Raw genomic sequence first — 14,505 nt, forward strand, 5'->3', positions numbered from 1 at the left:
GGCGGGAAGTTACGGAAAACGGGCGATGGCCGGGGCCCGACCTGCGGGTAACCGACGGTAAAGGGCCGGGTACGCCAGCCCGGGCCTGGTCGTATGGCGCGCGGGGCCGCCGCGACGCCCGCGCCCAGCCCCCCGCCGCCGATGCTGACGAGCACGTCCGTCTCGCCTTCACGTCGAGGACCGCCGCCATCAGCGCGAGGGCGCCCCCGTGGTTGCCGCCGTTGACCGCCACCACGCCCGCCGCCCGCTCGGCCTCGGTCAGGGCCAGCAGCTTCGCGCAACCGCGCCGCCGGCGCCCTGACCCGCGCGGACCGTGCCGGTCAACACGTGTGGGCGGGCCGCCTCCCGGAGGCCGCGGCCCATCGGGCGCGCCGCCCGCCGGGGGCGTCAGTGCTGCTGCGCCTTCTGCGGGGTCAGCTCGCTCGGGCGCACCACGACGTACCCGTCTCCCTGGAGCATCAGCTGGACGGCTTCGCCGGAACCGCCGCGCAGCATCGAGCCGATGGACTGGGAGCGGTGCAGCGAGGTCTGCAGATGCGCCGTCCAGCCGACCACCGCGTCCGTGTCGACGTACACCGGGTACTGCGGTGAGACCGGGATCACCAGCGGGTTGCCCTCACAGACCAGGCCGAGCCTGCCGTACCCGCTGAAGACGCTGTTGAACAGGCCGCCGCCGGCTATGCCGGAACCCTTGACGGTCTTGATCTCGTACGACAGCGAGGCGTCGAAACACAGGACGTTGCGGCCGTTGACGGTGAACTGGTCGCCTGCTTCCACCTCCACGATGAAACAGTTCTGCGCCTCGTGCGCGAACCAGGCCTCGCCCTGCCCGCGCACCGCCATCAGCGCCAGCCCCTCGCCGGTGACGGCGCGCTTGAGCATGCCGCCCACGCCCTGGCCCCTGCGCTCGAACTGCAGATTGCCGCGGTAGGCGATCATCGCCCCCTGGCGGGCGTACATCTCGCCGTCCACCGCGTACCTGACGCACTTGGCGTTCTCGACGGACATCCCCGGCTCCACGGCCGGCTGCACCACATGCTGACTGGAAAAGAGATCACCCTTCATGCGGGGCATGGTGTCCCGGAGGCAGTCATTCCGCCAAGACCGGGCCAAGGGGGCCGGCGGAGGAGGCGGCTTCCGGGTGGCGGGCCGGCTTGCCGCAGAACGCCGGTTCAAGGGTGTCGGCCAGGGTGCCGAGCACGGTGTCGTTGTTGGAGGTGGTGGCGACGGCGGTGAGGCTGCGTCCGCCGTCCTTCGTGGTGAAGGCGTAGGTGTAGTAACCCTGGACGGCGCCCGTGTGGCCGTAGACCGACACTCCGCACGACAGGTCGCGGCGCCGCAGCCCGAGCCCGTAGGAGGTGGTGCCGGCGACCCGGGTGAAGCGCTCCATCTCCGCCAGCCGGGCCGCCGAGGTGAGCCGGCCGGCCAGCAGCGCGGAGTAGAAGGTGTTCAGGTCCCGGGTGCTGGAGATGATGGCGCCCGCGCTCTGGGCCCAGGACGCCGTCTGCTCGGTGGCGTCGACGAGCGGGGCGCCGGCCGTGTCGGGGGTCAGATAGCCGTGGGCGTACCGGCCGGGCATCCTGGTGTCGGGGTGGACGTAGAAGGTGTCGCGCAGCCGCAGCGGCTTGAAGATGCGGTTCTCGTACTCGGTGCGCACGGAGTGCCCGGTGAGCTGCTCGATGAGCAGGCCGGCCACCACGAAGTTGGTGTTGGAGTACGCGTAGGCGGCGCCGGGCGCGTTGGTGGGCGGCTTCCTCAGGGACAGGTCCACCAACTGGCGGTAGGTGAAGACCTTGTCCCGCACCGCCTCGAAGCCCTGGACGCTGTCGGCGAACATGTCGTCGGTGTAGTCGTACAGGCCGCTGCGGTGACTCAGCACGTGCCGGACCGTGATGCGGTCGTCCGGCAGCAGCCCGGGGAGATAGCGGTTGACCGGCGCGTCGAGCGCGAGCCGGTGCTCGTCGGCCAGTTGCAGCAGTACGACGGCCGAGAAGGTCTTGGTGACGCTGCCGACGCGGAAGTGGTCGTCGATGCCGAGGGCGCGTCCGGTGTCCCGGTCGGCGACGCCCCGCACCGCGCGGTGGACGGTGCCGTGGTCGTCGACGCGGGCCATGGCACCGGGCGCCCCCTGGCCCACCGCCGAGCGCAGCGCCTCCCCGAGGGCGGTCATGTCGGGTGCCGCGAGCGCGGGGGCCGGCCCCGCGGCCCGCTCCGCGGTCGCCGCCCGGGCCGGTACGGCGAGGAGCGAGAGGACGACCGCTCCGAGCGCCGTGCCGAGTACCGCTCCATGGCTCACCCTTGCCGAGACCATCCGGTTCCACTCCCATCGGGGGCCGTGTGTGATGCGAGATCGGTCACACTCCGGCGTCGGAACCTACTTCCATCTGGCGCTCTCTCCACAGTTGACACACAGTTGGTCGCCTGCCGATCACCCTGTGGAAGGCATATGTAAAGGATTGTCATAGAAGTTCGCGAAATGGATCATTCCGTCTTTACGTGAACATGACTGATCCGTAAGGGTTTCCCCGGGGCCCGACCAGCCCTCTGGCGCACAACCGCGCCATGTCTCAAGGCGGTTGGGGACCCCGGCCGCCTTCGAACGAAGGAACCCTCCTCAGTGCGTAGACCGCACATACGCAGCGTGGCGGTCGCCGTCGCGGTGACGACGGCTGCCACGGGCCTGGCCGGCACGGCCTTCGCCGGCCCCTCCACGGGGGCGGAGCGGTCCGCCGCGTCCGCCGCCACGACGGCCGCCGCGGTGGTGGAGGCGGCGCGCACCGCGGCCTTCGGCCACGCCTCGGCGACCGGAGTCTCCCAGGGCGACGAACTCCACGCCCAGGACGTCATGATCGACCCGGAGGGCGCCCGCCACGTCCGGTTCGCCCGGACCCACAACGGCCTGGCGGTGCTCGGCGGCGACCTCGTGGTCCACCTGTCCCGGCAGCTCGCCTACACAGGTGTCACCCGCGCGGCCGCCCATGCCGTCGAACCCACCGCCACCCGCGCCAAGCTGACGGCCGGCCAGGCCGAGGCGAAGGCCGCCGAGGCCGCCAAGGGCGACGTCGTCGCCAGCGAACTCGTGGTGGACGCCCGCGGCGGCGCCTCGGCCCTCGCCTACCAGGTGACCGTCACCGGCAGCTCCACCGCAGAAGGCGGCTCCCGGACCGTCGTCGTCGACGCCGTCACCGGCACGGTGCGCAGCAACACGCCCGACAACGACGAGTTCCTGTCGCCGAAGCTGCTCGACGCCCTGCGCCGCAAGGGCGAGAGCGCCGACCCGGCCACCGGCACCGGCGCGCCGAGCGAGAGCCTGCTCGCCGGGGCCTCGTCGGTGTCCGGCGTCACCCACTACCCGGCGACCGCGCACGGCACCGGCAGGACCCTCTTCGTGGGCAGCGTCGGCCTGACCACCACGCAGACCTCGCGCGGCCACTACCAGCTCAAGGACCCGACCCGCTACGGCACCGAGACCCGGGACGCCAAGGGCAGGTCCACGGAGAAGTTCAGCCAGGGCACCGCGTTCACCAGCACCACCGACGTCTGGGGCAACGGCGCGACCACCAACCGCGCCAGCGCCGCCGCCGACGCCCAGTACGGCATCACCAAGACCCTGGACTTCTACAAGAGCACCTTCGGGCGCAAGGGCATCGCCAACAACAGCAAGGCCGCCCAGGGCATGGTCCACTGGGGCAACAAGGTCGCCAACGCCTTCTGGGACCCGACCTGCAACTGCATGCTGTACGGCGACGGCGACGGCCAGACGTTCAAGAAGCCGCTCGTCGTCCTCGACGTCACCGGTCACGAGCTGACCCACGGCGTGGTGGACGCGACCGCCAAGCTGGAGCCGACCTACGTCGACTCCGACGGCAACCAGTACGGTGAGCCGGGCGCGCTCAACGAGTCGCTCGCGGACATCTTCGGCTCGAACGTCGAGTTCTACGCGAACAACGCGAAGGACACGCCGGACTACCTGATCGGCGAGAAGCTGGGCCTCGCCCAGAAGTTCCTGCGCCGCCTCGACCACCCCTCGCTCGACAAGCTCGAGGGCACGATCGACTACTGGTCGTCGGACACCTACTACACCGAGGTGCACGCCGGTTCCGGTGTCTCCTCGCACGCCTACTACCTCCTCGCGGAGGGCAGCGGCAAGAAGACGATCAACGGGGTCGACTACGACTCGCCGACCTACGACCACTCCACGGTCAAGGGCATCGGCCGGGCCAAGGCCACGGCGATCTTCTACCGTGCCCTGACCCGCTACATGGTCTCCACGACCGACTTCCACGACGCGCGCATCGCGACGCTGAAGGCGGCCAAGGACCTGTACGGCGCGACCAGCACCGAGTACAAGACGGTGGACAGGGCGTGGGCCGCGGTCAACGTCACCGCCGCGAACACCCCGGCCGCCCGTCACTGACGGCCGGCGCCCAGCGGTACCGGATGCCCCGCCCCCGCGCGGGGCATCCGCATGTCCGGCCCCGTCCGTCCACGGGTCGTCAACTGCCCCCGCAACAACCCCTGTTTCTTTTATTGACAGCGGAAAATAAAGGCCCTAGGTTCCCGGCCATGCGCTTCGCCCCGCGCGCCGAGACCTTCCCGGCGCACACGCCCGCCGCCTCCCAGGTCTTCACCACGGTCCTCTCCCACGGCCCCCTCACCCGGCTGGAGGCCGGCCGCCGGGCAGGCCTGTCACCGGCCGCCGTGACCAAGGCCGTGCGGCCGCTGCTCGAGGCCGGCTACCTGGTGGAGGACGCCGGTCTCCCGCAGGAGGAGGGCCGCCCCGCCCTCGGCCGGCCCGCCACCCTGGTCCGGGTGGACGGCACCCGGGCCCTGTTCATCGGCGTCAAGGCCACCGGCGACGAGCTGATCGCCGTCCTCACGGACCTGTGCTGCCGCGTCCTCCTCGCCCGCCGCACCCCCCTGCCGGACCGCACCCCCCGGAGCGTGCTCACCTCCCTCGCGGACCTCGTCCAGGAACTCCACGCCCACGCCGCCGGCCTCGGCGCCCCGGTGCTCGGCCTCGGCATCGCCGTCTCCGGAGACGTCGACCGTGCCGAGGGCGTGGTGCGCTACTCGCCCTTCCTGGAGTGGCGGGACGTGCCGCTGGCCGAACTCGCCGCGGCCACCACCGGGCTGCCGGTCACCGTCGACCACGACGTGCGCGCGCTGACCGTCGCCGAGCAGTGGTTCGGCGCCGGAGCGGGCCTGACCGACTTCGCCGTGGTGACCGTGGGCGCGGGCATCGGCTGCGGGCTCGTCGTCCACGGCCGGGTGGTGGCGGGCGCGCACGGCGTGGCGGGCGAGATGGGCCATGTGACCGCCGACCCGGCGGGCCCGCCGTGCCACTGCGGAAACCGAGGCTGCGTCGAGGCGATCGCCGGGGACGCCGCCATCCTCGCCCGCGTGAGCGAGGTGGCGGGCCGTCAGGTCACCGACACGGCCGAGGCCCTGGTCCTCGCCCGCCAGGGCCTGCCCGGAGTGCGGGAGGTCTACGCCCGCGCGGGCGAGGCCATCGGCCGGGGCATCGCCACCGTGGCCAACCTGCTCGGCCCCCAGCGCGTGATCATCTCCGGCGAGGGTCTGGCCGCCTACGACCTGTTCGCGGAGCACATCCGTGACTCGTTCACCGCGGCCGCCTTCGGCTCGGCCGCCCAGTGCGACGTACAGACCCGTCCGCTCCCCTTCGAGGAGTGGGCCCGCGGGGCCGCCGCGGCCGCGATCCAGTCCTTCATCACCTCAGCCCCCACGGGTAAGGGCTGAGCCGCCCCCCACCCCGAACCCCCAGGAGGTACGGCCCATGTGGTCACCCTCGTACGCCGTCCTGCCCGCCCGCGCGCTCAGAGCCGCCCTCGTGCCGGTCTTCGCCGCGGGACTCCTCACCACGGCCCCGGCCGCGCACGCCGGGGCACCCGCGCCGGTCGCCGCCACGCCCTACATGGGCTGGTCGAGCTGGAGCATGCAGTCCTCCAAGTACCCGGGCCTCAACCCGGACGGCGACTACAGCTACCTCACCGAGGCGAACGTCGACCGGCAGACCGACGCCCTGGCCGCCAAGCTGAAGAAGTACGGCTACCAGTACGTCAACATCGACGCAGGCTGGTGGCGCGACAACGCCTGGAAGCCCGAATACGACCGGTACGGCCGACAGAAGGCCGACCCGGTCCGCTTCCCCAGCGGAATGAAGGCGGTCGCCGACCGCATCCACGCCAAGGGCCTCAAGGCCGGCATCTACCTGCCCGCCGGCCTGGAGAAGGAGGCCTACGGCGACGGCAGAACCCCGATCAGCGGCGGCGACGGCTGCACCACCGCCGACATCGTCTACAGCGACCTGCGCACCACCAACGGCTGGGACAGCTCCTACAAACTCGACCTCTCCCGCCCCTGCGCCCAGAAGTACATAGACTCCCAGGCCGAGTCGATCGCCGGCTGGGGCTACGACTTCCTCAAGCTGGACGGCGTCGGCCCCGGCTCCGGCAAGAGCGGCGACCAGTACGACAACGTTGCCGACGTCGCCGCCTGGAACAAGGCCATCGCCGCCACCGGCCGGCCCATCCACCTGGAACTGTCCTGGTCCCTGGACATCGCACACGCCGCCGACTGGAAGAAGTACGCCAACGGCTGGCGCATCGACACCGACGTCGAGTGCTACTGCAACACCCTCGTCAGCTGGGAGAACTCCGTCGACGACCGCTTCGGCGACGCCCCCGGCTGGAGCCGCCACGGCGGCCCCGGCGGCTGGAACGACCTCGACTCCCTCGACGTCGGCAACGGCGCCATGGACGGCCTCACCAAGGCCGAACGGCAGACCTACGCCACCCTGTGGGCGATCTCCAAGTCGCCCCTCTACACCGGCGACGACCTCACCCGCCTCGACGACTACGGCGTCCGGCTCCTGACCAACCGCGAGGTCATCGCCGTGGACCAGGCCCCCGCCCCGCCCGCCCGTCCGGTCACCCCCTCCGACGCCCAGCAGGTGTGGGCCGCGCGCAACGCCGACGGCAGCCTCACCGTCGCCCTGTTCAACCTCGCCGACGCCCCCGCCCCCGTCACCGCCGACTTCTCCGCCCTCGGCTTCACCGGCAAGGCGGCCGTGCGCGACCTGTGGAACCAGGAGAACCTCGGCACCTACCGGAACCGGATCACCGAGGCACTGCCGGCACACGGCTCCCGCCTGTTCACCGTCACCCCGCACGGCACCGCCCCGGCCGCGACCGCCTACGAGGCCGAGTCGAGCGGCAACACGCTCGGCGGCAACGCCTCCGTGGCCGACTGCTCCGCCTGCTCCGGGCAGAAGAAGGTCGGCAACCTGTACCTGGGCGGCAGACTCCGCTTCAACGACGTGGTCGTCGACCGGCCCGGCACCTACCTGGTCGAGGTCGCCTACGTCAGCGGCGACGCCCGAGCGGTGGACATCTCCGCGGGTACCGGCCAAGCGGTCCGCCACCAGTTCCCCTCCACCGGCGACTGGGGAACCGTGGAGACGGTCAGCGTGCCCGTCGCCCTGAAGGCGGGAACCGACACGATCACCTTCGACAGCGGCTCCGGCTACGCCCCCGACATCGACCGCATCGACGTCCCCGAGTCCCCGCGGCCCACACCGGGGTCACCGCCGAGGACCTGATCGCCGGATACCGGGAGATCGCCGCCCGGGCGCACGCGGCCGGCAAGTGCGTCGTCGCGGCGACCGTCGACCCGTTCAAGGGCCGGCCGGAATGGGATCCGGCCGCCGAGGCCGTACGCCGGAAGGCCAATGAGTACATCCGCGGCGGTGTGGGGACTTCGACGCGGTCACCGACTTCGACCGGATCCTGCGCAGCCCCCACGACCCCGAGCGGATCCCGCCCTTCTTCGACGGTGGCGACCACCTCCATCCCGACGGCAAGGGCATGCGGGCCACGGCCGACGCCGTCGACCCCGGCCGCCCGGACCGCGCCCGCTGAACCCGCCCCCCGGCCGGGACCGCCCTCAGCCCGCGGACCCCGTCGGCTCCGGCGTGATCAGACCCTGCCGGTAGGCGATCGCCACCGCCTCCGTGCGGCCGGCCGCGCCCAGTTTGGCGAGGATGTTGGAGACATGGACGCTGGCCGTCTTGCCGGTGATGTACAGCTCCTCGCCGATCTGGCGGTTGCTGCGCCCGAGCGCGAGCAGGCGCAGCACCTCCTGCTCGCGGGCGGTCAGCGGCGGGGCCCCGTCCTCCCCGGCCCGGGCGCCGGCGTCCGAGAGCCGTCCTCGGCGGATCAGCGCGTCGATCCGCTCCAGCAGCGGTGTCGTGCCCAGAGCGGCCGCCGTCTCCCGCGCCGCACTCGCCCGCACCGCCGCCTCCGAGCGCCGTCCGGCCGCCAACAGAGCCTCGGCGCACCGCAGTTGGCAGCGCGCCCGCTCGTACCCGTCGCCGTCGGCGAACGCGGCGACGGCCCGTTCCCAGGCCTCCGGGTCCGGCCCCGACACCGCCCGCGTCCACTCCGCCTCGGCGCGGGCCCGCCAGGCCTGCCCCTCCGGCCCCTGCGGCCGGCCCTCCTCGCCCCGCTCCGCCATCGAGCGCGCCGCGTCCAGGAGTTCGGCGGCGGTCCGCGTCCAGCGGCGCAGCTCCCCCTCCTCGCCGGTGCGCCGCAGCTCCTCGGCCCGGTCGGCGACCGCCGCGAGAGCGAGCGCGGCGAGGCGGACCGTCGCGTCGGGCCGCCGCCCCGAGTCGTCGCTCAGCGCCGTCACCGTGGACCGCATCCGCTTCACGGCTGCCTCCGGGTCGCCGCGCAGGGCGGCGGCGTCCGTCAGGACGATCCCGGCGACGAGCGTTCCCATCCAGTCGAACGGCCCCTCCAGCAGCGCCCCGGCCCGCTCCGCCACCCCCGGCTCACCACGTGCCAGTGCCACGTACAGCGCGGGCCCCGCGGCGAATCCGGGCGCCGCCGACAGCACCGTCGCGCCGGCGGCGGCCTCGCGCGCGCACTCGTCCCAGCGGCCCAGGGTGTAGAGCACCAGCAGCTGGAGGTAGCGCATCTCCAGCGGATACGTCGAGGACAGCAGCCCCGCCCTTCGGGCCCGGTCCAGACCCTCGGTCAGCCAGTGCAGACACTCCCGCGGGTCGCCGGACTCGAAACAGCCGACGGCGAGGTTGAACAGCGCCCGCAGTTCCACCGGCGCGTGCCCGGCAGAGCGGGCCAGCTCCCGGGCCCGCCGCAGCCGCTCCCGGCCCTCCGGCGCGCGCCGGCCGCCGCCCTCCAGCCCCGCCAGCGAGATCAGGAGATCGGCCTGCGCGTCGGCGGCGCCCAGCTCCTCGGCGACCCGCAGGGCCTGCCGGGCCACCCGCAGCGCGGTCTCGTCCTCCCCGACGTGACGCGCCGCCATGACATGCGTGGCCGCCGCCCACAGCCAGGTGCGCGACGGCGGCTCCGCCGGGATCATCGCCAGCGCCTCGCTGCTGTAGCCGAACGCGGCCGTCAGACTGTCCACGCCCAGCAGGTTGCCCGCGAGGGTGTAGCGCACCCGGGCGGCCAGCTCGGAGTCGGCGTCCTGACCGACTCCCGCGAGCGCGGCCCGCGAGAGGGACACCGCCCGGTGCGCGTCACCGGCATGGGCCGCCGCGGCCGAGGCGCGCAGGGTGAGCGTGACCCGGTCCAGCCCCTCGCCCGAGGGCCGCAGGTCCGGGGCCACCGAGGCCCACAGGTCCAGGACGGTCTCCAGATGGCGCAGCTCCTCGGCGGGCGCGCCGATCCGCTGGGCGTGGCCGGCGGCCTCCAGCGAGGCGGCCAGCGCCTCGGGCAGGTCATGGCTCTCCCGGTAGTGGTGGGCGCGTTCGGCCGCGCCGCGGGCACCGCCGTCGCGTGCGGTCAGCAGCCGGGCGAACGCGCCGTGCAGCCGCGACCGCTCGCCCGGCAGCAGGTCCGCGTACACCGCCTCGCGGGTCAGGGCGTGCCGGAACGTGTACGTGTCCTCGTCCCCGGGGACCAGCAGCTGCCGTCCGACGGCCTCGCGCAGCGCCGACTCCAGCTCCTCCTCGGGCAGCGCGACCGCGTCCCGCAGCAGGCCGTGCCCGACCCGGCGCCCGGCCACCGCGGCGGTGCGCAGCACCTGCTGGGCCGTGTCGGACAGCTGCTCGACCCGGATGAGGAGCAGATCGGCCAGCCCGCTGGGCACCCCGCCGCTGTCCGTGCCGGTGGCCGCGACCAGCTCCTCCGCGTAGAAGGCGTTGCCCTCGGCCCGGGCGACGATGCCGCGCACGGCGGCGTCCGGCAACTGGCGGTCCGTCAGGGCCCGTACCAGCACGGTGACCTCGGTGTCGGGCAGCGGCCGCAGATCCAGGCGCTCCACGGCGGGCAGCCGGACCAGCTCGGCGAGCAGCGGGCGCAGGGGGTGGCGGCGGTGCAGGTCGTCGGCCCGGTAGGAGGCGAACACCGCGAGCCGCCCGCCGGTGCCGTCGCCGGCCGGCCGGTGCGGGATGCCGCGGCTGAGCAGGAACCGCAGCAGGTCCCGGGAGGACTGGTCGGCCCAGTGCAGGTCCTCCAGCACCAGCAGCAGCGGCGCCGAGCGGGCGAGGCCGGCCAGCAGTCCCGCGACGCCCTCGAACAGCCGCAGCCGCCCGTCCGGATCCCGTGTGGCGTCCGTCCCCGCGCCCAGCAGCCGCTCCACCACCGGGTGCGCGGCCAGCACCGGGGCGAACCGCTCGTCGCCGGCGAGCACGCCCAGGATCTCGGTGAACGGCAGATACGGCAGACCGACGTCACCGAGGTCGACACAGTGCCCGGTGACCACGGTCGTCCCGGCCCGTGCCGCCCGTCCGGCGGCCTCGTCCAGCAGCCGGGTCTTGCCGACCCCCGCGTCCCCGGCGATCAGCACGGCCCGCGCCGCACCGCTCCGGGCGCGCTCCAGCACGCCGGTGAGCCGGGCGAGTTCCTCGTCCCGGCCGATCAGTCGTGGCGTGCTGAAAGGGGTCTGCGACACGGCCCCATCCTCACACGGGGCACCGACAACGGGACCGCCGACCCAGGAGGGCTCAGCGCAGGGTCTCCGCCCAGTTCGCCGGCACCCGTCCGGCCGGCCCCGGTGCCGGCTGGTCCGCCGGACGGCTGGCCGGCCCGGCGAGTTCGGGCCCGGACTCGTACAGCTCGTCCTTGCCGAAGTCCCAGAACCACTCCTCGCCGGGCTCGAAGCTGCGGATCACCGGGTGCCCGGTCTCCCGGTAGTGTGCGGTGGCGTGCCGGGACGGTGAGTCGTCGCAGCAGCCGATGTGCCCGCACCGCGCACAGCGGCGCAGGTGGAACCACCACCCGCCGGCCGCCTCGCACTCCACGCAGCCGGTGCCGCTCGGCGGGACGCTCGGGTCGATGGGGGCGTCGCTGCTCATGCTGTCTCCTCGGGGCCCTCGGCGGGCGTCTCGTCAGGGCTCTCGGCGGTCAGGGGCAGCAGCACCTGGAAGCGGGTGTCGCCGGGCACCGACTCGACGCGGAGGCTGCCGTGGTGCTTGTTGACGACGATCCGCCAGGAGATGTCCAGGCCGAGTCCGGTGCCCTCGCCCACCGGCTTGGTGGTGAAGAAGGGATCGAAGATCCGGTCCTTGATCTCCGGGGCGATGCCGGGACCGGTGTCCCGGAACTCCACCAGCACCCGCTCGTGGTCGAGCGCGGTCCGCACGGTCAGCGTGCCCTCCCCGCCCGCGCCGGCGACCGCGGAGACCGCGTTGTCGACGAGGTTCGTCCACACCTGGTTCAGCTCCGCCGGATAGGCGGGGACCGGCGGGAGCGTACGGTCGTACTCCTTGACGACCCGGATGCGCGGGCCGATCTTGGCCGACAGCATCAGCAGGGTGCTGTCGAGGAGTTCGTGCACGTCGACCACCCGGTAGGGGGCCCGGTCCAGCTGCGAGTACTGCTTGGCCGCGTCGACCAGATGGGAGATGCGAGCCGTGGAGTCGTCGATCTCGTTCATCAACAGCTCGGTCTCGATCGTGTAGTTGAGCCAGCCGACCGCGCCGGGCAGGATCTCCTCGCCGACGGCCGCCGCGACCTGCTCCAGCCAGTCGATGTCGAGACCGGCCTGCACGAAGGTGGGCGCGAGCTGCCAGCCGTGGTCGATGCCGTGCTCGCCGAGCCAGTCGGCGAGCGTGTCCTCCCGGTCGGAGGCCTCCAGCGGGCTGAGCACCGGAGCCTTGGCGACCCGTTCGGCGGTGCGCTCCTGGATCTCGATCAGCTCCGCCAACGCCTCCCGGGAGAAGGGGCCTTCGGCGATCACGGCGAGCTTGTGGCGCATCTTCGCCACCCGCTCCCGCAGCGCCGAGGTGGCCCGCACGGCCGCCGCCGCGGGGTTGTTCAGCTCGTGTGTGAGCCCGGCCGAGAGCGAGCCCAGCGCCAGCAGCCGCTCCCGCTGCCCGATCGCGGCCTGGGTGTTCTTCGTACCGAAGAACAGGCCCTCCAGCAGGTGCGAGGCCATCGGGAACCACTCGCGCATCACGGCCGCGAAGGTGTCGGCCGGCAGCACGAAGAACCGCGTCGGCTCCGTCACCCGCATCGAGTTGGTGTACACCTGGCGCACCCGGTCCCCGAGGTGCGCCCGCATGGCGCCCGCGTACACCCCGCGCTGCGAGGTCCGGTTGACCTCCACGTCGTCCCCGCCGACCCGGCGGGAGAGCACCACCGTGCCCTCGATCATCACGTAGAAGCAGGTGGCGGGGTCGCCCTCGGCATACACCGGGCCGGGCCGGAACAGCTCCACCCGCCCCTCGCCGCACAGCCGCCCCAGTTGCTCGGGCGTCAGCTTCTCGAAGAGGAACAGCGAGCGGATCTCCCCCGGGCTGCACGGCATCAACTGCCCGCTCATGACTGCTCCAGGTACCGGTGGACGAGCATCACGGCCATGGCTCCCTCTCCGACGGCGGACGCGACCCGCTTGGCGGACTCGGCGCGCGCGTCGCCCGCCACGAACACCCCCGGAACACTGGTCTCCAGGTGGTACGGCGGCCGGTCCAGCTCCCACTCGGCCGGCGGGCGCCCGTCGACGCCCAGGTCCGGCCCGGCGAGGATGAAACCGCGCTCGTCGCGCAGCACCGTCCCGCCCAGCCAGTCGGTGAGCGGGGCCGCGCCGATGAACACGAACATCCACTGCGCGTCGACCTGTTCCGTCTCCCCGCTCAGTGTGTGACGCAGCGTCAGCCGCTCCAGCCTGCCCTCACCGTGCGCGGCCTCGACCTCGGTGTGACACCGCACCGAGATGTTCGGCGCCTCCTCGATCTGCTGGATCAGGTAGTGCGACATGGACGCCGACAGGTCCGGGCCGCGCACCAGCAGCGTCACCGACTTGGCGCCCCGGGCCAGGTACATCGCCGCCTGACCCGCCGAGTTGGCGCCGCCCACGATGTACACGTCGTGCCCCTGGCAGGAGGCGGCCTCGGTCAGCGCCGACCCGTAGAACACCCCGCAGCCCGTGAGGTCGTCGCAGCCCTGGGCGGCCAGCTGCCGGTACTGCACGCCCGTCGCCAGGATCACGCTGTGCGCCGCCACCGCCGACCCGTCGGCGAACCGGACGACCCGGGCCGCCCCGTTGACCTCCAGCGCCGTCACCTCGCGCGCGGAGAGGATCTCGGCGCCGAACTTGGCCGCCTGCCGCCGTGCCCGGTCGGTGAGCTGGGCGCCGGAGACGCCGTCGGGGAATCCGAGGTAGTTCTCGATGCGGGAACTCTGCCCGGCCTGCCCGCCGGTCGCCGACCGCTCCACCAGGACGGTCCTGAGCCCCTCCGAGGCCCCGTACACGGCCGCGCCCAGTCCGGCCGGACCGCCGCCGATGACGACGAGGTCGTAGAAGTCGGCCGTCGGCGTCGTGGCCAGGCCCACCCGCGCGGCCAGTTCGGGCGCCTCGGGCTCCACCAGGGGCGTACCGTCCGCGGTGATCACCACCGGCAGCCGCTCGCCGTCCTGCCCGGCGGCGGCCAGCAGCCGGCGCCCCTCGGGTTCCTCGGCCGAGTACCAGCGGTAGGGCACCTGGTTGCGGGCCAGGAACTCCCGCACGTCCGAGGAACGCGCCGAGAAGCGGTGTCCGACGACCTTCGTGCTCGGCACCGGCCGGTAGTCGCTGCCGCGCCAGGCCTGCAGCAGGTCGTCCAGCACCGGGTAGAGCTTCTCCTCCGGCGGGTCCCACGGCTTGAGCAGATAGTGGTCCAGGTCGACGACGTTGATCGCGTCGATCGCCGCGTTGGTGTCCGCGTACGCGGTCAGCAGCACCCGCCGGGCGCCCGGGTAGACGTCCAGGGCCTGTTCCAGGAACTCGATGCCGTTCATCTGCGGCATCCGGTAGTCCGCCAGGATCACGGCCACCAGGTCACCGCGCAGCTTCAGCTCGCGCAGCGCGTCGAGCGCCGACTCCCCGGACTCCGCGCGCACGATCCGGTACGACTCGCCGTAGCGGCGCCGCAGGTCCCGGGCGACGGCGCGGGAGACTCCCGGGTCGTCGTCCACGGTCAAGATGACGGTCCGCGCTGCGTCGGCGGCCTGTGCCATACGTCTCCCACCCCGTGTGATC

9 protein-coding genes and 2 pseudogenes are annotated in these 14,505 nt (G+C 73.1%); 4 read left to right on the forward strand and 7 right to left on the reverse strand.

The genetic code is table 11. The features are described 5' to 3' along the window. Positions 1–163: 163 nt before the first annotated feature. From ACFYMM_RS31710 to ACFYMM_RS31720, 3 genes and pseudogenes are all read right to left on the reverse strand, one after another. Positions 164–283, reverse strand: a pseudogene (locus ACFYMM_RS31710) (threonine/serine dehydratase); the annotation flags it as partial. 104 nt (positions 284–387) lie between these two features. After that, on the reverse strand, positions 388–1,065 hold the full coding sequence (locus ACFYMM_RS31715; RefSeq protein WP_388392728.1) for an AIM24 family protein: 678 nt from the start codon (positions 1,063–1,065) through the stop codon (positions 388–390). Between the two features lie 25 nt (positions 1,066–1,090). Continuing rightward, positions 1,091–2,311, reverse strand: a complete 1,221-nt coding sequence (locus ACFYMM_RS31720; protein WP_388392731.1) for a serine hydrolase domain-containing protein — start codon at positions 2,309–2,311, stop codon at positions 1,091–1,093. 306 nt (positions 2,312–2,617) lie between these two features. Here ACFYMM_RS31720 and ACFYMM_RS31725 point away from each other — a divergent pair, with 306 nt between their 5' ends. The 4 genes and pseudogenes from ACFYMM_RS31725 to ACFYMM_RS31740 all read left to right on the forward strand — a co-directional run. After that, entirely contained in the window at positions 2,618–4,417 is a 1,800-nt protein-coding gene (locus tag ACFYMM_RS31725; RefSeq protein ID WP_388392734.1) for a M4 family metallopeptidase, read from the forward strand. Between the two features lie 149 nt (positions 4,418–4,566). Further along, on the forward strand, positions 4,567–5,760 hold the full coding sequence (locus ACFYMM_RS31730) for an ROK family protein (protein ID WP_388392736.1): 1,194 nt from the start codon (positions 4,567–4,569) through the stop codon (positions 5,758–5,760). A 37-nt stretch (positions 5,761–5,797) separates the two neighbouring features. After that, positions 5,798–7,621: an alpha-galactosidase D gene (locus ACFYMM_RS31735; RefSeq protein ID WP_388392738.1), complete on the forward strand. Its 1,824-nt coding sequence runs from the start codon at positions 5,798–5,800 to the stop codon at positions 7,619–7,621. After that, positions 7,591–7,940 (forward strand): annotated as a pseudogene (locus tag ACFYMM_RS31740) (SGNH/GDSL hydrolase family protein); the annotation flags it as partial. The gene ACFYMM_RS31735 and the pseudogene ACFYMM_RS31740, both read left to right, overlap by 31 nt. A 25-nt stretch (positions 7,941–7,965) precedes the next feature. Here the strand turns inward: ACFYMM_RS31740 and ACFYMM_RS31745 are convergent. The 4 genes from ACFYMM_RS31745 to ACFYMM_RS31760 are packed head-to-tail and all read right to left on the reverse strand — an operon-like array spanning position 7,966 to position 14,483. Next, the gene (locus ACFYMM_RS31745; RefSeq protein WP_388392741.1) at positions 7,966–10,938 is read right to left on the reverse strand and encodes an AAA family ATPase; all 2,973 of its coding nucleotides are present in this window, start codon (positions 10,936–10,938) and stop codon (positions 7,966–7,968) included. Between the two features lie 52 nt (positions 10,939–10,990). Further along, positions 10,991–11,341 carry a UBP-type zinc finger domain-containing protein gene (locus ACFYMM_RS31750; RefSeq protein WP_388392744.1) on the reverse strand — a complete coding sequence of 117 codons (351 nt, stop codon included), beginning with the start codon at positions 11,339–11,341 and terminating at the stop codon, positions 10,991–10,993. Beyond that, positions 11,338–12,810 (reverse strand): ATP-binding protein, encoded by a 1,473-nt coding sequence (locus tag ACFYMM_RS31755; RefSeq protein ID WP_388392747.1) that lies wholly within the window; start codon positions 12,808–12,810, stop codon positions 11,338–11,340. Before ACFYMM_RS31755 ends, ACFYMM_RS31750 begins: the two co-directional genes overlap by 4 nt. Then, positions 12,807–14,483: an FAD-dependent oxidoreductase gene (locus ACFYMM_RS31760; protein ID WP_388392749.1), complete on the reverse strand. Its 1,677-nt coding sequence runs from the start codon at positions 14,481–14,483 to the stop codon at positions 12,807–12,809. Before ACFYMM_RS31760 ends, ACFYMM_RS31755 begins: the two co-directional genes overlap by 4 nt. Positions 14,484–14,505: the final 22 nt, after the last annotated feature.

It is taken from the genome of Streptomyces sp. NPDC006739, assembly GCF_042869815.1.
In the GTDB taxonomy this organism is placed as follows: domain Bacteria; phylum Actinomycetota; class Actinomycetes; order Streptomycetales; family Streptomycetaceae; genus Streptomyces.